Origin of the sequence: Komagataeibacter rhaeticus (assembly GCF_003207855.1) — a bacterium.
In the GTDB taxonomy this organism is placed as follows: Bacteria; Pseudomonadota; Alphaproteobacteria; order Acetobacterales; family Acetobacteraceae; genus Komagataeibacter; species Komagataeibacter rhaeticus.
The window spans coordinates 53355-72454 of sequence record NZ_NKTZ01000002.1 but is presented as its reverse complement, the minus strand read 5'-3'; the positions used below and the strand labels follow the sequence as shown (position 1 = coordinate 72454).

17 protein-coding genes and 3 tRNA genes are annotated in these 19100 nt (G+C 62.7%); all 20 read left to right on the top strand.

The window, feature by feature from the left end; all coding sequences use genetic code 11:
* Window positions 1–27: 27 nt before the first annotated feature.
* The 20 genes from CFR78_RS02495 to nuoL all read left to right on the top strand — a co-directional run bounded on the left by CFR78_RS02495 (window position 28) and on the right by nuoL (window position 19099).
* Window positions 28–112: transfer RNA gene (locus CFR78_RS02495), tRNA-Leu, on the top strand.
* A 95-nt stretch (window positions 113–207) separates the two neighbouring features.
* Window positions 208–1545, top strand: coding sequence for a trigger factor (tig, locus tag CFR78_RS02490; protein ID WP_034933378.1), 1338 nt, complete (start codon window positions 208–210; stop codon window positions 1543–1545).
* A gap of 265 nt (window positions 1546–1810) precedes the next feature.
* The gene (gene clpP, locus CFR78_RS02485; RefSeq protein WP_034932932.1) at window positions 1811–2446 is read left to right on the top strand and encodes an ATP-dependent Clp endopeptidase proteolytic subunit ClpP; all 636 of its coding nucleotides are present in this window, start codon (window positions 1811–1813) and stop codon (window positions 2444–2446) included.
* 131 nt (window positions 2447–2577) lie between these two features.
* The gene (clpX, locus tag CFR78_RS02480; protein WP_007399821.1) at window positions 2578–3837 is read left to right on the top strand and encodes an ATP-dependent Clp protease ATP-binding subunit ClpX; all 1260 of its coding nucleotides are present in this window, start codon (window positions 2578–2580) and stop codon (window positions 3835–3837) included.
* A 160-nt stretch (window positions 3838–3997) separates the two neighbouring features.
* Window positions 3998–6484: an endopeptidase La gene (lon, locus tag CFR78_RS02475; protein WP_034933376.1), complete on the top strand. Its 2487-nt coding sequence runs from the start codon at window positions 3998–4000 to the stop codon at window positions 6482–6484.
* Window positions 6485–6666: 182 nt separating this feature from the next.
* On the top strand, window positions 6667–6954 hold the full coding sequence (locus CFR78_RS02470; protein WP_007399823.1) for an HU family DNA-binding protein: 288 nt from the start codon (window positions 6667–6669) through the stop codon (window positions 6952–6954).
* An 82-nt stretch (window positions 6955–7036) separates the two neighbouring features.
* Window positions 7037–7111 (top strand) — tRNA-Val (locus CFR78_RS02465).
* A gap of 41 nt (window positions 7112–7152) precedes the next feature.
* Window positions 7153–7229 (top strand) — tRNA-Asp (locus tag CFR78_RS02460).
* A 287-nt stretch (window positions 7230–7516) separates the two neighbouring features.
* Entirely contained in the window at window positions 7517–7882 is a 366-nt protein-coding gene (locus tag CFR78_RS02455; RefSeq protein WP_007399825.1) for an NADH-quinone oxidoreductase subunit A, read from the top strand.
* A 23-nt stretch (window positions 7883–7905) separates the two neighbouring features.
* Complete coding sequence (locus tag CFR78_RS02450; protein WP_007399826.1) at window positions 7906–8484, top strand: NuoB/complex I 20 kDa subunit family protein; 579 nt, start codon at window positions 7906–7908, stop codon at window positions 8482–8484.
* On the top strand, window positions 8477–9151 hold the full coding sequence (locus CFR78_RS02445; RefSeq protein WP_007399827.1) for an NADH-quinone oxidoreductase subunit C: 675 nt from the start codon (window positions 8477–8479) through the stop codon (window positions 9149–9151). The genes CFR78_RS02450 and CFR78_RS02445 overlap by 8 nt, the downstream gene beginning before the upstream one ends.
* 7 nt (window positions 9152–9158) lie before the next feature.
* Window positions 9159–10415, top strand: coding sequence for an NADH-quinone oxidoreductase subunit D (locus CFR78_RS02440; protein ID WP_007399828.1), 1257 nt, complete (start codon window positions 9159–9161; stop codon window positions 10413–10415).
* 5 nt (window positions 10416–10420) lie between these two features.
* On the top strand, window positions 10421–11071 hold the full coding sequence (locus tag CFR78_RS02435; protein WP_007399829.1) for a complex I 24 kDa subunit family protein: 651 nt from the start codon (window positions 10421–10423) through the stop codon (window positions 11069–11071).
* Between the two features lie 4 nt (window positions 11072–11075).
* On the top strand, window positions 11076–12401 hold the full coding sequence (nuoF, locus tag CFR78_RS02430; RefSeq protein WP_034932928.1) for an NADH-quinone oxidoreductase subunit NuoF: 1326 nt from the start codon (window positions 11076–11078) through the stop codon (window positions 12399–12401).
* A 5-nt stretch (window positions 12402–12406) separates the two neighbouring features.
* A complete protein-coding gene (gene nuoG / locus CFR78_RS02425; protein WP_034932926.1) occupies window positions 12407–14473 on the top strand; it encodes an NADH-quinone oxidoreductase subunit NuoG in 2067 nt (688 codons plus the stop codon).
* 4 nt (window positions 14474–14477) lie between these two features.
* Window positions 14478–15500 (top strand): NADH-quinone oxidoreductase subunit NuoH, encoded by a 1023-nt coding sequence (nuoH, locus tag CFR78_RS02420; protein ID WP_007399832.1) that lies wholly within the window; start codon window positions 14478–14480, stop codon window positions 15498–15500.
* On the top strand, window positions 15500–15988 hold the full coding sequence (gene nuoI / locus CFR78_RS02415; RefSeq protein ID WP_007399833.1) for an NADH-quinone oxidoreductase subunit NuoI: 489 nt from the start codon (window positions 15500–15502) through the stop codon (window positions 15986–15988). The genes nuoH and nuoI overlap by 1 nt, the downstream gene beginning before the upstream one ends.
* 78 nt (window positions 15989–16066) lie before the next feature.
* Entirely contained in the window at window positions 16067–16840 is a 774-nt protein-coding gene (locus tag CFR78_RS02410) for an NADH-quinone oxidoreductase subunit J (RefSeq protein WP_034932924.1), read from the top strand.
* The gene (nuoK, locus tag CFR78_RS02405; RefSeq protein ID WP_007399835.1) at window positions 16833–17156 is read left to right on the top strand and encodes an NADH-quinone oxidoreductase subunit NuoK; all 324 of its coding nucleotides are present in this window, start codon (window positions 16833–16835) and stop codon (window positions 17154–17156) included. The genes CFR78_RS02410 and nuoK overlap by 8 nt, the downstream gene beginning before the upstream one ends.
* Window positions 17157–17161: 5 nt before the next feature.
* Window positions 17162–19099, top strand: a complete 1938-nt coding sequence (gene nuoL, locus CFR78_RS02400; protein ID WP_034932923.1) for an NADH-quinone oxidoreductase subunit L — start codon at window positions 17162–17164, stop codon at window positions 19097–19099.
* Window position 19100 lies beyond the last annotated feature (1 nt).

Genomic DNA, 19100 nt, shown 5'->3' with positions numbered 1-19100 from the left:
GCCGCGCGCTTACAGCCTGGGCACTGTGCGGGCGTGGTGGAATTGGCAGACACGCCAGATTTAGGTTCTGGTGACGCAAGTCGTGGGGGTTCAAGTCCCTCCGCCCGTACCAAGATCCCGGCAAGTCGCGTTATGCGAACAGACGTGGTGGCCCAAGCGGCCTCTTGCGTTCTTTGATACGTTCTGACCGAGAGGATGGCCTGGCAGATGCAGGTTACTGAAACGCTTTCCGATGGCCTGAAGCGCGGGTTTACCGTTACGGTGCCTGCCGCGGAAATCGAGAGCAAGCGCACCGCGCGCCTGAAAGAAGTTGGACAGTCCATGAAGCTGCCGGGCTTCCGCCCCGGAAAGGTGCCGATGAGCATCCTGCAGCAGCGTTTTGGCGAATCTGTTCAGGGCGAGGTTCTGGAGCAGGTTGTCAGCGAGGCGACCCGCACCCTGCTGGACGAGCGTGGCCTGCGTCCTGCCATGCAGCCCCAGGTGGATCTGGTATCGGGTAGCGAGCCGGGCAGCAAGGCCGACCTGGTCTTTACCGTTGCGTTCGAGCTTCTGCCCGAAATCACCATTCCCGACCTGTCCACGCTGTCGCTCGTGCGCCTCAAGGCCGAGGTGAATGCCGAGACGGTGGACAAGGCGCTGGAAGAAATCGCAGGCCGCCAGCGTGAGTTCGAGAAGGTCGAGGAAGACCGTCCCGCCGCCGATGGCGATGTGGTGACGGTGGACTTCGTCGGCAAGATTGACGGCACGGCCTTTGAAGGCGGCTCCGCCGACGACGTGAATGTCGAACTGGGTGGCGCTGGCTTCATCCCCGGTTTTGCCGAGCAGATCGTGGGCATGAAGGCCGGTGACGAAAAGGTGATCACCGTGACCTTCCCCGCCGATTACGGCGCGGAGCACCTGGCGGGCAAGGAAGCGAACTTCGACATCAAGGTCAAGGAGCTGAAGCGTCCGGTTGAAGCCAAGATCGATGACGAACTGGCCAAGAAGCTCGGCTTCGAGGGGCTGGAGCAGGTGCGTGAACTGATCACCAAGCAGGTCGGTCAGGAATACGAGCAGCTTTCCCGCCTGCGCCTGAAGCGCGAACTGCTGGACAGGCTGGCGGAAAAGACCGACTTCGAGGCCCCTCCGGGCATGGTCGAGGCCGAGTTCAGCCAGATCTGGAACCGGATCGAGGAAGACCGCAAGGCCGGCCGCCTGGATGAGGAAGACAAGGACAAGGACGAGGACACGCTGCGCGCCGACTATCGCAAGATTGCCGAGCGCCGCGTGAAGCTGGGCCTGCTGCTGGCCGAGATTGGCCGGGTGAACAACATCACCGTGACGCAGGACGAAATCGTGCACGCCGTGCGCGCCGAGGCTTCGCGCTATCCGGGCCAGGAACAGGCCGTGTTCGAATATTTCTCCAAGAACCCGCAGGCGGTTGACGGGCTGCGCGGCCCCATCTTCGAAAACAAGGTCATCGACTACATCGTCGAGCTGGCCAAGGTCGAGGACAAGGACGTGACGCCGGAAGAACTGGCCGAAATGCCGGAAGCTGACGTCTGATCCGCTTCTTGCACATAGGTAGCGCATGCGGCGCGCGGAAGGCTCCCCTTCCGTGCGCCGTATGTGTTTGCGGGCAGGCGCACAGGCATGGTTTGTCACCCCGTTCGTGGCAAAATGACGGGGGTGGGGTGGTATCTGGCGTGTTTGTCTCTATTTTGTCATAAGTAACCGGGAAGGGCCCGGCTGCGTTGTGGCTGTCCGTGCGTCTCCCGCCGGGTAGCCCGCGTGGCCTCCGCCCTTGCCTTTCAGGATCGGGAATATGGCTATGAGGGATCGGGATCCCGTGGAGATCTTCAATAACGCTCTGGTACCCATGGTGGTTGAACAGACCTCCCGCGGGGAACGGGCATTCGACATCTATTCCCGCCTTCTGCAGGAACGGATCATTTTTCTGACCGGGCCGGTCTATGATCAGGTCGCGGCCGTGGTGTCGGCGCAGCTGCTCTATCTGGAAAGCGTGAACCCGACGAAGGAAATCTCGTTCTACATCAACAGCCCCGGTGGTGTGGTGTCGGCGGGGCTTGCGATCTATGATACCATGCAGTACATCCGCTCCCCCGTCAGCACGGTGTGCATCGGGCAGGCGGCGTCCATGGGCTCGCTCCTGCTCGCGGGTGGCGAGAAGGGGCGGCGCTTCGCCCTGCCCAATTCCCGCGTGATGGTGCACCAGCCTTCGGGCGGGGCACAGGGACAGGCCAGCGACATCGAGATCCAGGCCCAGGAAATCCTGACCATCCGCAAGCGCCTGAACGAAATCTACAACGAACACACCGGCCGCACGCTTGAGGAAATCGAGCGCAAGCTGGAGCGTGACAGCTACATGTCGGCGGAGGAAGCGCAGGCATTCGGCATTGTGGATGAAGTGGTCCGTCGTAACGTTGCGTCAAAGCCTGCTGAATAATCTGCACAGGGGGGCGCGCGCGCAGGTGCGCTCCCAGCCCCCGGGGGGAGTGGTCATCTGCGGCGTGCCGGGGTCTGCCTGTCCGGTCGCAAGGTATGGAGAAGTTCCCCCGCGCGGGAATAGGAGCGGTTATGAATAACAAATCCGGCGATTCCAAAAATACGCTTTACTGCTCGTTCTGCGGCAAGTCGCAGCATGAGGTCCGCAAACTGATCGCCGGTCCCACCGTGTTCATTTGCGACGAATGCGTCGAATTGTGCATGGACATCATCCGCGAGGAGCACAAGACGCATCTGGTCAAATCGCGTGACGGCGTGCCGACCCCGCGTGAAATCTGCAAGATCCTGGATGATTACGTGATCGGCCAGGCACATGCGAAAAAGGTGCTGTCGGTGGCCGTACATAACCACTACAAGCGCCTGGCGCACGCGCAGAAGAACAATGATGTCGAGATCGCGAAGTCCAACATCATGCTGCTCGGCCCCACGGGTTCGGGCAAGACGCTGCTGGCCCAGACCCTTGCCCGCATTCTGGACGTGCCCTTCACCATGGCCGATGCCACCACCCTGACCGAAGCCGGCTACGTGGGCGAGGACGTGGAGAACATCATCCTCAAGCTGCTGCAGGCGGCGGACTACAACGTGGAGAAGGCCCAGCGCGGGATCGTCTATATTGACGAGATCGACAAGATTTCCCGCAAGTCGGACAATCCCTCCATCACCCGTGACGTGAGCGGTGAGGGCGTGCAGCAGGCGCTGCTCAAGATCATGGAAGGCACCGTGGCCTCCGTGCCGCCGCAGGGCGGGCGCAAGCACCCGCAGCAGGAATTCCTGCAGGTCGACACCACCAACATGCTGTTCATCTGTGGTGGGGCGTTTGCGGGGCTGGACAAGATCATCAGCGCGCGTGGCAAGGGTTCGGGCATTGGCTTCGGCGCCGATGTGCAGTCGCCCGAGGAGCGCCGCATGGGCGCGGTGCTGCGTGACGTGGAGCCCGAGGACCTGCTGAAATTCGGCCTGATTCCGGAGTTCATCGGCCGCCTGCCGGTCGTCGCGACCCTGGAGGACCTGGATGAGGCGGCCCTGATCGAGATCCTGACCAAGCCCAAGAACGCGCTGGTCAAGCAGTACGCGCGCCTGTTCCAGATGGAGGAAGTGCAGCTTACCTTTACCGAGGACGCGCTGCGCCAGATTGCCCAGCGCGCCATTGCGCGGCGCACCGGCGCGCGTGGCCTGCGCGCCATACTGGAGAGCATCCTGCTGTCGACCATGTTCGACCTGCCCGGCCTGAAGAATGTCGAGGAGGTCGTGGTCAACAAGGAGGTGGCGGAGGGCAAGGCCCAGCCCGTCTATGTGTATGGCAAGAACGAACCGGCCGAGCAGTCCGCCTGAGGACCGGGCCGGGTTCACGCCGAATTATCACCACCGGACTTGCGGTGGTGGGGCGTCGTGACAACATGAAGTGAAGTTGTCGCACATGCGGCGCAACGGATGGGCAGGCCACCAGATCGGGTGTCCATCCGGGATCGTCCATCAGGAGGTCAAAAACAAGATGTCAAAAACTGACAGGCTGACATCGGTACCCGAGGGCACCGAAACCATGGATAAGAAGACGGTCGCCCCCGTCGCGGCCCCGCATGGGGCAGAGGAGACGGGCGGCGCGCAGGACACCATTGCCGTCCTGCCGCTGCGCGATATCGTAGTTTTCCCGCATATGATCGTGCCGCTGTTTGTCGGGCGTGAGAAATCCGTCCGCGCGCTTGAGGCCGTGACCCGCAGCGACAAGCAGATCCTGCTGGTGGCGCAGAAGAACGCGGCGCAGGATGACCCGGCGCCGGGTGATATCTACCGCTATGGCACGGTTTCCACCATCCTGCAGCTGCTCAAGCTGCCCGACGGCACGGTCAAGGTGCTGGTGGAGGGGGGGCGGCGTGCCCATATCACCGCCCTGCAGGAGATTGACGGTCACTTCGAGGCCCAGATCGAGGATGTGCCCGAGCAGGAAACCGACGGCAAGGAAGCCGAGGCCATTGGCCGCACGCTGATCGGGCAGTTCGAGCAGTACATCAAGCTGAACAAGAAGATCGCGCCAGAGGTGCTGGTCTCGCTCAACCAGATTGATGACCTGTCGAAGCTGGCGGACACCATTGCAAGCCACCTGAACCTGAAGATTCCCGAAAAGCAGGAAATCCTTGAAATCCAGGACGTGAATGCACGTCTGGAACGGGTTTTCGCGCATATGGAAGCTGAAATCGGCGTGCTGCAGGTGGAAAAGCGCATCCGTAACCGCGTGAAGCGGCAGATGGAAAAGACGCAGCGCGAGTACTATCTGAACGAGCAGCTCAAGGCGATCCAGAAGGAACTGGGCGAAGGCGAGGACGGCAAGGACGAAACCGCCGAGCTTGAGGAAAAGATTGCCAAGACCAGGCTGAGCAAGGAAGCGCGCGACAAGGCGGTGGCCGAGCTGAAGAAGCTGCGGACCATGAGCCCGATGTCGGCCGAATCGACGGTGGTGCGCAATTACCTTGACTGGATTCTGGGCATCCCGTGGAAAAAGCGCTCCAAGGTCCGCCATGACCTGTCCGAAGCCCAGAAGGTGCTCGATACCGACCATTACGGGCTGGAGAAGGTCAAGGAACGCATCATCGAGTATCTGGCCGTCCAGAGTCGCGCGCAGAAGCTCAAGGGGCCGATCCTGTGCCTTGTGGGGCCGCCGGGCGTGGGCAAGACCTCGCTTGCAAAATCCATCGCCAAGGCGACGGGGCGGCAGTATGTCCGCATGTCGCTGGGTGGCATGCGTGACGAGGCCGAGATCCGGGGCCATCGGCGCACCTATATCGGGTCCATGCCTGGCAAGATCATCCAGGGGATGAAGAAGGCCAAGACGTCCAACCCGCTGTTCCTGCTGGATGAGATCGACAAGCTGGGGGCCGACTGGCGCGGTGATCCGTCATCCGCGCTGCTGGAGGTGCTGGACCCCGAGCAGAATTCCACCTTTGGCGATCATTATCTGGAGGTCGATTATGACCTGTCGGATGTGATGTTCATCACCACCGCCAACAGCCTGAACATGCCCCAGCCGCTGCTGGACCGTATGGAGATCATCCGCCTGTCGGGCTACACCGAGGACGAGAAGGTCGAGATTGCCAGGCGCCACCTGCTGACCAAGCAGACGGAGGCCAACAACCTCAAGCCGGGCGAGTGGTCGGTGTCGGATGACGCGCTGCGCGAACTGATCCGCAGCTACACGCGTGAGGCCGGGGTGCGTAACCTGGAGCGTGAAATCGCGACTCTGGCCCGCAAGGCCGTGACCGAGATCGTGACGGGCAAGGCCAGGAGCGTGGCGATCACGGCCGAAAACCTGGAGAAATATGCGGGCGTGAAGCGTTTCCGCCATGGCGAGACCGAGTCGGAAGACATGGTCGGAGTCGTGACCGGACTGGCCTGGACCGAGGTGGGGGGCGAGATCCTGACCATCGAAAGCGTGATGGTGCCCGGCAAGGGCAACATCAAGCTGACCGGCAAGCTGGGCGACGTGATGAAGGAAAGCGTGGCTGCCGCCCTGTCCTATGTCCGCAGCCGCGCCGTGACCTTTGGCATCAGTCCCGACCTGTTTGAAAAGCGTGACCTGCATGTGCATGTGCCCGAAGGGGCCACGCCCAAGGACGGGCCATCGGCCGGCATTGCCATGGCAACGTCCATCGTCAGCGTCATGACGGGCATTCCGGTGCGCCGGGATGTGGGCATGACGGGCGAAATCACGCTGCGTGGCCGCGTACTGCCGATCGGCGGGCTGAAGGAAAAGCTTCTGGCTGCCCACCGTGCGGGGCTGACGACCATCTTCATCCCCAAGGACAATGAAAAGGATCTGGTGGATATTCCCGATGTCGTGACATCGGCGCTGACCATCCTGCCCGTGGCGCATGTGGATGAGGTGATCGGGCAGGCACTGGTGCATAAACCGGAGCCGATCGAGTGGACGGAGCCGGTGGCGCCGGCCACATCGGAAGGCAAGGGCACGCCCGCACTGACCCATTGAGCACGTTGTGGCGATGGTGCTGGGTCGCAAAATTGTCATGATGAAGGGGAATGACGGATTTTCTCGGTCATTCCCCGAATTCTGTCGGTTGACGTGAGAAAAAACAGCGGCATAGTGCGTGCAGAAATGCGGCGCGACTTTTGAACGATTGCGTAGGCGCACAGTATAAAGAAAGGCGTAAAATGGAGAAGCCACTTAACAAGCAGGAACTCGTCGCTGCTGTAGCCGAGGAAGCCGATCTGGCCAAGGCAAAGGCTGGCGAAGTGGTTGATGCGGTTTTCGGTGCGATCGAAAAGGCCCTGGCCAGCAAGCAGGAAGTCCGTCTGGTCGGGTTCGGTACGTTCGTGACCGCAACCCGCAAGGCAGCCAAGGGGCGCAACCCCCGCACGGGTGAACCGCTGGATATCCCGGCTTCCACATCCGTGCGCTTCAAGCCGGGCAAGAACCTGAAGGAAGCGGTCAGCAAGTAAGGCCATTTCCGTTCGGGAAAAAAAGAAGGGGCAATCCATTTTTTGGGTTGCCCCTTTTTTTGCAATCCCTTACTAGGGGCGCGGGCGATTAGCTTAGCGGTAGAGCATCTCGTTTACACCGAGAGGGTCGGCGGTTCGATCCCGTCATCGCCCACCATGTTTTCCTGTTCCCGCACCGCAGCAGGGAAAATGCACCACGCGGGTGTAGCTCAGTTGGTTAGAGCGCCGGCCTGTCACGCCGGAGGTCGCGGGTTCGAGCCCCGTCACTCGCGCCATTACGGCACATAATCCGGATACCATGATCGTAACGCCAGACGCGCCCGCGCTGGCGTTTTTTGTGCCTGATCCACACGAAAAAATGAAAACAAAAAACCGTGCCATGAAAGTAATGGTCACATAATATTGACAGATCCGGTCCTGTATTTTTCCCTCACAGTAATGTTCCTGAAAGAACACGGTTAAGTAACTGTTCCCTGAACCATGTTGGGGCTAGCATCCCTGAAGCCAGACATAAGTCGATAAAGACAGCAGATGGCTGATTAACAGGTTGGGAACACGGAAGATGCATTCCGTTATCGCTGATTATTTACCCGTTCTCATATTCGGGTGCATCGCGGTTGTGATCGCGGGGGCGATGCTGGGCAGTTCGCTGCTGTTCGGCCACCAGAAGCCCTATGCCGAGAAAACGTCCGCCTATGAATGTGGTTTCGAAGCGTTTGACGATGCGCGTCACCGCTTTGACGTGCGCTTCTATCTGGTGGCGATCCTTTTCATCATTTTCGACTTGGAGGTCGCGTTCCTCTTTCCCTGGGCGCTGAGCCTGTCACGGATCGGGTGGTTCGGCTTCGCGTCCATGATGGGTTTCCTTGGCGTTCTGGTCGTCGGCTTCATTTACGAATGGAGCAAGGGCGCGCTGGACTGGGATTGAGCATGACAGGAGAGGGCGTACCAATGGCCAATGACACACCCGGCACGGAGCGTCCGGCGGACAGCATAGCCTGGAACCGGGAAATGCTGCCCCCGGGGCCGGAGCAGGACGCCGTGATCAAGGGCATCACCGGCGAGATGACCGAAAAGGGCTTCGTGGTCGCGAACCTGGACAGGCTGGTCAACTGGGGGCGCACGGGCAGCCTGTGGCCCATGTCCTTCGGCCTGGCGTGCTGCGCGGTGGAAATGATCCACGCCTACATGCCGCGCTACGATCTGGACCGCATGGGCATCATCCCGCGCGGCTCGCCCCGCCAGTCGGACGTGATGATCGTGGCGGGCACGCTGACCAACAAGATGGCCCCCGCCCTGCGCCGGGTTTACGACCAGATGGCCGAGCCGCGCTGGGTCATCTCCATGGGGTCATGCGCCAATGGCGGCGGGTATTACCACTATTCCTATTCCGTGGTGCGCGGATGCGACCGAATCGTGCCGGTGGATGTGTACGTGCCCGGCTGCCCGCCCACGGCAGAAGCGCTGATTTACGGCATTCTGCAGCTCCAGAAGAAAATCCGCAGGACAGGGACCATACGCCGTGGCTGACCCAGCAAATCCCCCCCCCGCCACGGGTGGTCCGACGCGCGTGGTCCCTGGCACGCTGGGCGCCATTGCCTTCCGCCTGTCCACCGCCGTGCCCGGTATCCTTTCCGCCAGTATCGAAAAAGGGGAACTGGTGGTGCGGACAACGCGCACGCGACTGCTGGCGCTCATGTCCCTGCTGCGTGACGACCCGCGTTATGCCTGCCAGCAGGTGATGGACATATGCGGTGTGGACTTTCCCGAACGCGCGGAGCGTTTCGATGTGGTCTACAACCTGCTGTCCGTCACCCATAACCACCGCATCCGCGTGATCGTGACCACGGATGAGACCTCTGCCGTGCCATCGGTGCACCAGCTCTGGCCCGCGGCCACATGGTGGGAGCGCGAGGCCTATGACCTGTTCGGCATCCTGTTTACGGACCAGCCGGACCTGCGTCGCATCCTGACCGATTATGGATTTGAGGGCCATCCGCTGCGCAAGGACTTCCCGCTGACCGGCTATGTCGAGCTGCGCTACGACGAGGAACGGCGGCAGGTCGTGTACGAGCCGGTGAACCTGGTGCAGGACTTCCGCAATTTCGATTTTGAATCGCCATGGGAAGGCATCCTGACACTGCCGGGCGATGAAAAGGCGCATGCCGCCCGCCAGGACATGAAACGACAGGGATAGGCGACAGATGAGCGACGTAACCCTTCGTAGCGATACGGACATCCCCGACAGCCTGCTGCCGGAAGAGGCGGATGGCGATGTGAAGCGTCATGTGGTGGAAATCGACTCCCACGCGCTGAACTTCGGCCCCCAGCATCCTTCCGCCCACGGCGTGCTGCGGCTGGTGCTGGAAATGGAGGGCGAGGTGGTTGCCCGCGCCATCCCGCATGTCGGCCTGCTGCATCGCGGCACGGAAAAGCTGATCGAATACAAGACGTATCCCAAGGCGCTGCCGTATTTTGACCGCCTCGATTACGTCTCCCCCATGTGCGAGGAGCAGGCCTTTGCCCTGGCGGTGGAAAAACTGCTGGGCATTGAGGCCCCGGAGCGCGCGAAGTGGATCCGGGTCATGTTTGCCGAGATCACGCGCATCCTGAACCACATCCTCAACCTGACATCATTCGGGCTGGACTGCGGGGCGCTGACGCCCGCGCTGTGGGGGTATGAGGAACGCGAGAAGCTGATCGAGTTCTATGAAGCCGCATCCGGCGCGCGCTTCCATGCCAATTACGTCCGCCCCGGCGGGGTGGCGCAGGACCTGCCCGCCGGGCTGGAGGACCGTATTGCCGACTGGGCACGGACCTTCCCGCAGTGGATCGATGACCTTGAGGCGCTCCTGACCGGCAACCGCATCTGGAAGCAGCGTACGGTGGGCATTGGCGTGTTCACCACCGAACAGGCACTGGCCTGGGGCTTCAGTGGCCCGTGCCTGCGCGCATCGGGCGTACCATGGGACCTGCGGCGCAGCCAGCCCTATGACAATTACGACAAGGTCGAATTCAACGTACCCGTGGGCCGGCAGGGTGACTGTTATGACCGTTACCTGATCCGCGTGGCCGAAATGCGCGAGAGCGTGAAGATCATCAACCAGTGCCTGGAACAGATCCGGCCCGGCCCGGTCAAGGTGCAGGACCACAAGATCACGCCCCCGCCGCGCCGGGAGATGAAGCGTTCGATGGAAGCGCTGATCCACCACTTCAAGCTGTTTACCGAAGGCTATCATGTGCCGCCCGGCGCCACCTACACCGTGACCGAAACGCCCAAGGGCGAGTTTGGCGTGTATCTGGTGGCCGATGGCAGCAACCGGCCGTATCGCTGCAAGATCCGGCCCACGGGTTTTTCCCATCTCCAGGCAATCGACGAGATGTCGCGCCGGCACATGCTGGCGGATGCCGTGGCCATTATCGGGTCGCTTGATCTGGTATTTGGCGAGATTGACAGGTGACCGACATGTCCGCCCAGCCCAGCGCGCCCGAGGGCGCCGAACCCACCCATTTTGAATTTGACCAGGACAGCGAACGGCAGATCGCGGCCGTCCTTGCCAAATACCCGCCCGAGCGCAAGGCAAGCGGCGTGCTGCCGCTGCTGTATGTGGTGCAGAAGCAGATGGGCCGCCAGACCGGCAGCGCGTGGATTCCGCGCGTGGCCATGGACGTGGTGGCCGAACGGCTGGAGATGGCCCCGATCCGGGTGTACGAGGTCGCGACCTTCTACCTCATGTTCAACACGAAGCCGATCGGCCGGTACCACCTGCAGGTCTGCACCACCACATCATGCTGGCTGCGTGGCTCCGATGACGTGACGGCGGCATGCAAGGCGGCCACGGGCATCAAGGCGTTTGGCGAGACCAGTGCCGACGGCCTGTTCACCCTGACCGAGGTCGAATGCCTTGGCGCCTGCGCCAATGCCCCGATCCTGCAGGTGGATGACGATTATTACGAGGATCTGGACGGTCCGCGCACCGAGGAACTGATCGCGGCACTCAAACGCGGCGAACGTCCCACGCCCGGCCCCACAATCGACCGCCTGAACTCTGCCCCCGCGGGCGGCCGCAAGGTCCTGGTGGGTGACATGGCGCAGAAACCGCAGGGGCAGGAGTAAGGCCATGCTGCAGGACAAGGACCGCATCTTCACCAACCTGTATGGCCAGGGTGACTGGACTCTGGCCGGCGCCCGCGCCCGGGGTGACTGGGATGGCACGGCGGAGATACTGGCGCGCGGGCGTGACGCCATCATCAACGAAATGAAGGCCTCCGGCCTGCGTGGGCGCGGGGGGGCGGGTTTCCCCACCGGTGTCAAATGGTCGTTCATGCCCAAGAAGAATGACGGGCGGCCGCATTACCTCGTCATCAATGGCGATGAGTCGGAACCCGGCACCTGCAAGGACCGCGAGATCCTGCGCCATGACCCGCACAAGCTGGTGGAAAGCGCGCTGATCGCCTCCTTCGCCATGGGGGCGCATGCGGCCTACATCTACATCCGGGGCGAGTTTTATAACGAGGCCATGCACCTCCAGCATGCCATTGACGAGGCGTATGCCGCCGGCCTGATCGGCCCGAACGCCTGCGGGTCGGGCTGGGATTTCGACTTCTACATCCACCGTGGCGCGGGCGCCTACATATGTGGTGAGGAAACCGCGCTGCTGGAAAGCCTGGAGGGCAAGAAGGGCCAGCCGCGCATGAAGCCGCCTTTCCCCGCCGCCATGGGCCTGTACGGCTGCCCCACCACGGTCAACAATGTGGAAAGCATCGCGGTGTCCGCCACCATCCTGCGCCGGGGGGCGGCATGGTTCTCGGGTCTGGGGCGGCCCAACAACGCGGGCACCAAGCTCATGGCCATATCGGGCCACGTCAATACGCCCTGCGTGTTTGAGGAAGAGCTGGGTGTTCCGATGCGCGAACTGATCGAAAAGCATGGTGGCGGCGTGCGTGGCGGGTGGGACAACCTGCTGGCGGTCATTCCCGGCGGCTGCTCGGTACCCATGCTGCCGCGCGATGTGTGCGACACCGTGCTGATGGATTACGACAGCCTGCGCGCCGAAGGTTCCGGCCTGGGTACGGGCTGCATGATCGTGATGGACAAATCCACCGACATCATCGCGGCCATCGCCCGGTTCTCGAAATTCTTCAAGCACGAAAGCTGTGGCCAGTGCACGCCCTGCCGCGAGGGCACGGGATGGATGATGCGCATCATGGACCGCATGGTGCAGGGGCGTGCCGAAATCGAGGAAATCGACATGCTCGAACAGGTCACCCGCCAGGTGGAAGGACACACCATCTGCGCGCTGGGCGATGCGGCGGCATGGCCGATACAGGGGCTGATCCGCCGGTTCCGCCCGGTCATGGAAGAACGCATCCGCGCCTACAAGGCAGCGCATGGGGGTGGCCGTATCGTGCAGGTACCGGCGGGCCTGGTTGAAGCGGCGGAGTAGGAACAGTGGTAAAAGTAACCGTTGACGGTATTCCGGTGGAAGTCGCGGCAGGCTCCTCCGCACTTCAGGCCTGTGAGGCGGCGGGCAAGGAAATCCCGCGTTTCTGTTATCATGAACGCCTGTCGGTGGCGGGTAACTGCCGGATGTGCCTGGTCGAGGTCTCGGGCGGGCGCAAGCCGGTGGCTTCATGCGGCTTCCCCATTGGCGAGGGGATGCAGATCTTCACCGATACCGAGGTGGTGCGCCGTGCGCGGCGCGCGGTGATGGAGTTCCTGCTCATCAACCACCCGCTGGACTGCCCGATCTGCGATCAGGGTGGCGAGTGTGACTTGCAGGACCAGGCCTTCGGCTATGGCGCGGACCATTCCCGCTACCGCGAGAACAAGCGCGCGGTAACCGACAAGTATCTTGGCCCGCTGGTCAAGACCGTGATGACGCGCTGCATCCAGTGCACGCGCTGCATCCGCTTTTCCACCGAAGTGGCGGGTGTGCCCGAACTGGGTGGCGTCTCACGCGGTGAAAATCTGGAAATCACCAATTACGTCGAAAAGGCGCTGACATCCGAACTGTCGGGCAACCTGATCGATATCTGCCCCGTGGGCGCACTGACATCCCAGCCCTATGCCTTCAGCGCCCGGCCATGGGAGCTCAAGCGCACGGACTCGATCGATGTGTGCGACGCGGTGGGCACCAACATCGTCATGCAGGCCCGCGGTGCCTCCGTGCTGCGGATCGTACCGCGCATCAATGATGAGGTGAACGAGGAATGGCTGGCCGACAAGGGGCGCTTCGTGGTCGATGGCTTCCGCCGCCGCCGCCTTGACCGGCCCTGGATACGGGTGGACGGCAAACTGCAGCCCGCAGGCTGGCAGGATGCCTTTGCCACCATCGCCACCCGGCTCAAGGGCATGCCGGGCGAACGGATCGGCGCGATCGCGGGCGACATGTGCGATGCCGAGAGCATGATGGCGCTAAAAGACCTGATGACGGCGCTCGGTTCCCCCAATATCGACTGCCGGCAGGACGGCGCGCAGTACGATCTTTCGCGGCGGGATTTCTACACCTTCAATACCGGCATCACCGGCATAGAGGAAGCGGACGCGCTGCTGATCGTAGGCTCCATCCCCCGGCAGGAAGCGCCGGTGCTCAATGCCCGCATCCGCAAGCGCTTCGTCGACGCCGGGCGCGGTGGCTTCCCCATCGCCATGATCGGTGCCCCCAACGCTGACCCGACCTATGCGGCCGAAGTGCTGGGCGAGGGGCCGGATGTGCTGGCGCGTCTTGCGGCGGGCGCGCTGCCCTTTGCCGAAGTGCTGAAGAACGCGAAGAAGCCCATGGTCATGGTCGGCCACGGCGCCCTGACCCGGCCGGATGGACAGGCCATAGCCCATGCCTGCTGGGAACTGGCGGTGCAGGTCGGTGCGATCGGCACGGACTGGCATGGCTTCAACGTGCTGCATACGGCGGCCAGCCGGGTGGCCGGGCTGGACCTTGGCCTGGTGCCGGGGCCAAAGGGGCGCGACGTTGCGGGCATGCTGGCGGGCGGGGTGGACGTGCTGTGGCTGCTGGGGGCGGATGAGTTCCCCATCGGGCGTATCGGGCCGGAAACCTTTGTCATCTATCAGGGCCATCATGGTGACGCGGGGGCCGCGCGGGCCGATGTGATCCTGCCCGGCACGCTCTATGCCGAAAAGCCGGGCACCTACACCAATACCGAAGGCCGCGTGCAGCAGGCCTTCCGCGCGGTCATGCCGCCGGGGGATGCGCGGGAGGACTGGCGCATCCTGCGCGCGTTCTCCGAAGTGGTGGACCACAAGCTGCCCTATGACACGATCGACGCGCTGCGCGCGCGCATGGTGCGGGCCAACCCCGTGTTCGGTCAGGCGCAATGGGCGCGTTCAGGCACATCCGACACCACGGGCCCGCAGGCGGGCAACACCCCGGTGGCGGCGGATGCGTTCCGGCCGGTCATTGCCGATTATTACCTGACCCATGCCGTGTGCCGCGCAAGCCCCACCATGGAAACCTGTTCGGGGATTTACGTGCACCCGGCAAACCAGGCGGCGGAGTAGGACCATGGCGGATTTCTTCTTTCATACCACGCTGGGCCAGATCCTGCTGATCGTGCTGGAATCACTGGCGGTCCTGGTGCCGCTGCTGCTGGGGGTGGCGTATCTGACGCTGGCCGAACGCAAGGTGATGGCCGCCATGCAGCTGCGCAAGGGGCCGAACGTGAACGGTCCGTTCGGTGTGCTGCAGGCCTTTGCCGATGCCATCAAGATGCTGACCAAGGAGACGGTCATCCCCGCGGGTGCGAACCGGATGCTGTTCCTGTTCGCACCGTTCCTGACCTTTTCGCTGGCCATGATCGCGTGGGCGGTCATTCCCACGGGCAACGGGCTGGCCATTGCCAACATCAATGTGGGCATCCTGTACCTGCTGGCCATCTCCTCGCTTGGTGTCTATGGCATGCTGATTGCGGGGTGGGCGTCCAATTCCAAATACGCCTTCCTTGGCGGCCTGCGCTCGGCGGCGCAGATGGTGTCCTACGAGGTCTCGATCGGGCTGGTGATCGTATGCGTGCTGCTGGCGGTGGGCAGCCTCAACCTGAATGACATCGTGCTGGCGCAGCGCCATGTGTGGTTCTGCCTGCCCATGTTCCCGATGTTCATCGTGTTCTTCATCTCGGCGCTGGCCGAGACCAACCGCGCGCCCTTTGACCTGCCAGAAGGCGAGAGCGAACTGGTGGCGGGTTTCTTTGTCGAATATTCGGCCCTGGCGTTCGGCCTGTTCTTCCTGGGTGAATACGCGAACATGTTCCTTATGTCCGGCATGGTCAGCATCCTGTTCCTGGGTGGGTGGCTGCCGCCGCTGGGGATCGCGCCCTTTACCTGGATACCGGGGCCGCTGTGGCTGATCGCCAAGATCCTGTTCTGCCTGTTCGTGTTCATCTGGGTGCGCGCGACATTCCCCCGCTACCGCTACGACCAGCTCATGCGGCTGGGCTGGAAGGTGTTCCTGCCGTTCTCGCTGGCGTGGATGGTGCTGACGGCGGGGTTCCTGATGGTAACGGGCCTTCTGCCCGGAGGAGTAGGCTGATGGGTACCCTGAGCAAAGCCGCCCGCTCCATGCTGCTGTCCGAACTGGTGGCGGGCATGGGCGTGACACTGAAGGCGTTCTTCAAGCCGAAGGCCACGATCAACTACCCGTATGAAAAGGGCGTGCTCTCGCCGCGTTTCAGGGGGGAGCACGCATTGCGGCGCTATCCCAATGGGGAGGAACGCTGCATTGCCTGCAAGCTGTGCGAGGCGACATGCCCCGCCGAGGCGATCACGATCGAGGCCGAACCGCGCGATGACGGCTCACGCCGCACCACGCGCTACGATATCGACATGACCAAGTGCATCTATTGCGGCCTGTGCGAGGAAGCCTGCCCGGTGGATGCCATTGTCGAAGGGCCGAATTACGAGTTCGCGACCGAAACCCGCGAAGAACTGATGTACAACAAGGACAAGCTTCTGGCCAATGGCGACCGCTGGGAAAGCGTGCTTGCCCGCAGGCTCGAGCTTGATGCCCCGTACCGCTGACAGTGCACGGCGGGTGCGGCCCAGCGCACGCCCGCCATGCCAGCAGGAGGAAAGATCCATGCGGCAGGAAGCTCACCCATGATGACCCAGATTGTCTTCTACGTTTTCGCGGCGGTCCTTGTCCTGTCCGCCACCATGGTGGTGTGCGCGCGCAATCCCGTGCATTCGGTGCTGTTCCTTATCCTTGCGTTCTTCAACGCGGCGGGGCTGTTCCTGATCGCGGGGGCCGAGTTCCTGGCCATGACGCTGGTCATTGTCTATGTCGGCGCGGTCGCCGTCCTGTTCCTGTTCGTGGTCATGATGCTGGACGTCAACTTCACCCGCATGCGTGAAGGCGTGCAGCGCTACGCGCCCATTGGCGGACTGGTGGGCGGTGTGCTGCTGGTGGAACTGGTCATGGCGTTTGCGCGCTGGCGCAGTGCCTCCAACATCGACCAGATCGCGCATCTGGTGCCCTCGTCCCCCACGCGCACCAACACGGCGGCGCTGGGGGATGTGATCTATACCCACTACATCTTCCTGTTCCAGTCCTGCGCGCTGGTGCTGCTGGTGGCCATGATCGGCGCGATCGTGCTGACCCTGCGCGACCGGCCCAGCGGGCGCCGCCAGAATATCGACCGCCAGCATGACCGCGTGCCGCATGATTCGCTGGAAATGCTGCAGGTGCCCCTTGGCGCGGGTGTGGCAGCCCAGGGCGGCTTCCTGCGCCCGCATGAAAGTTACGACGTGGCCGCCGTGCCCGGCACCTATGGCACCGAAGCCTGGCGTGTGCGTGAGGCGACGGAAGAAACGCAGGCCGTACTGGTGGTCACGAAACCGGCCGAAAGCACGAAAGGAAAGGGCGATGCATAGCCCGATCGAGGCGATAGGCCTTGCACCCTATCTGAGCGTTGGCGCGATCCTGCTGGTACTGGGGGTGTTCGGCATTTTCCTCAACCGCAAGAACGTCATCATCATCCTGATGTCGATCGAGCTGATCCTGCTTTCGGCCAACATCAACTTCGTGGCGTTCTCGGCGGCGACGGGTGACCTGTCGGGCCAGGTGATGACGCTGTTCGTGCTGACCATCGCGGCCGCCGAATCCGCCATCGGGCTGGCGATTGTCACGGTCTATTTCCGCAATCGCGGGTCGATCGAGGTCGATGATATCACGATGATGAAGGGGTAGGGACAATGCAGGCAGCATCCTTCCTGTTTGAAGTAGCGGTGTTCGCACCCCTTGTCGGTTTTCTGGTTGCCGGTGGTTTCGGCCACCTTATGGGTGATGCGGCGGCGCGGGTGGTCACCATAGCCCTCATGACCTGCGCCGCCCTGTCCGCCATTGGCGTGCTGGGGTTCGAGACGGGTGACGTGGGCACGTTTGCCGTGCCGGTGGCCGACTGGATCCATGCGGGCCGTTTCCATGCCGACTGGCAGCTGCGCATGGACATGCTTTCGGTCAGCGTGGTGGCCATGGTCACCGTGGTCTCGCTGCTGGTGCATGTGTACAGCGTGGGCTACATGGCGCATGAGGCTCAGCCGGTCTACCGCTTCTTCTCCTACCTGTCGCTGTTCACCTTTGCCATGCTCATGCTGGTCACGTCGGACAACCTGCTCCAGCTTTTCTTTGGCTGGGAAGGGGTGGGACTGGCCAGTTACCTGCTCATCGGCTACTGGTACGACCGGTCTTCCGCCTGTGCCGCGGCCATCAAGGCGTTCGTGGTCAACCGCGTGGCCGACCTGTTCTTCCTGCTGGGCATCTCGCTCATCTTCATCCGCCTTGGCAGCGTGTCGTATGACGATATTTTCGCCGCCATCCCCTATCATGTGAATGACACGTTCCAGCTGTTCGGCACGCATCCGCTGCTGGAAGTCATCGCAACACTGCTTTTCATCGGTGCGATGGGCAAGTCGGCCCAGCTGTTCCTGCACACCTGGCTGCCGGACGCGATGGAGGGGCCGACCCCGGTTTCCGCCCTGATCCACGCGGCCACCATGGTCACGGCGGGCATCTTCCTTATGGTGCGCATGTCGCCGCTGGTGGAACTGGCCCCGGTCACGCGCGACCTGATCGTGCTGGTGGGGGGCACGACCAGCTTCTTTGCCGCGACCGTGGGGCTGGTGCAGCCCGATATCAAGCGCACCATCGCCTATTCCACCTGTTCGCAGCTGGGCTACATGTTCGTGGCGGTGGGTGTGGGGGCGTATCAGGCCTCGATGTTCCACCTGACAACCCATGCCTTCTTCAAGGCGCTGCTGTTCCTTGGCGCGGGCTGCGTGATCCATGCCGTGCGTGATGAGCAGGACATGTTCCGCATGGGCGGGCTGTGGCGGAAAATCCCCCTGACCTATGCCGCGATGTGGATCGGCAGCCTGGCGCTGGCCGGTATCTTCCCCTTTGCCGGTTACTGGTCGAAGGATGCGATACTGGAGGCGGCATGGATGTCGGGTTCCACCATGGGTCATTACGGCTGGGTCATGGGCTGCATCACCGCGTTCCTGACCGCGCTGTACAGCTGGCGGCTGATCTTCCTGGTCTTCCATGGCACGCCGCGTGACGCACACCTGAACGCGGGCGCGCATGAAAGCCCGCCGTCGATGCTCATGCCGCTGGCCGTGCTGTCCGTTGGCGCGGTTGTGGCGGGGGTCGCGCTGGCACCCTTCTATATCGGCGCCCGTCAGGTGGCGTTCTGGAACGGGGCGATTGCCGCCATTTCCGGCCATGACATCATGGCACGGCTGGAGGAGACGCCGGGCATCATCGCGCTGGTGCCGACCTTTGCCGCGGTGGCGGGCATTGTGGTGGCCTATGTGTGCTACATCGCAAGCCCCGGCATTCCGGTGGCCATGGCGCGCGGCCTGCGCCCGCTTTACCTGTTCCTGCTCAACAAATGGTATTTCGACGAGCTGTACGACTTCATTTTCGTCCGCCCCTATCGCGCGCTTGCGCGCTTCCTGTGGAAAGACGTGGATGAGGACGTGGTCGAGGGCATACCCGAGGGCCTTGCCCGCCTGACCGCGGGCAGCGCCGGGCAGGCCGTGCGCGTGCAGACCGGCTCGATTGCCGTCTATGCCTTTTCCATGCTGATCGGGCTGGTGGTGCTGCTGTCCACCATGCTGTTCACCCGCTAAC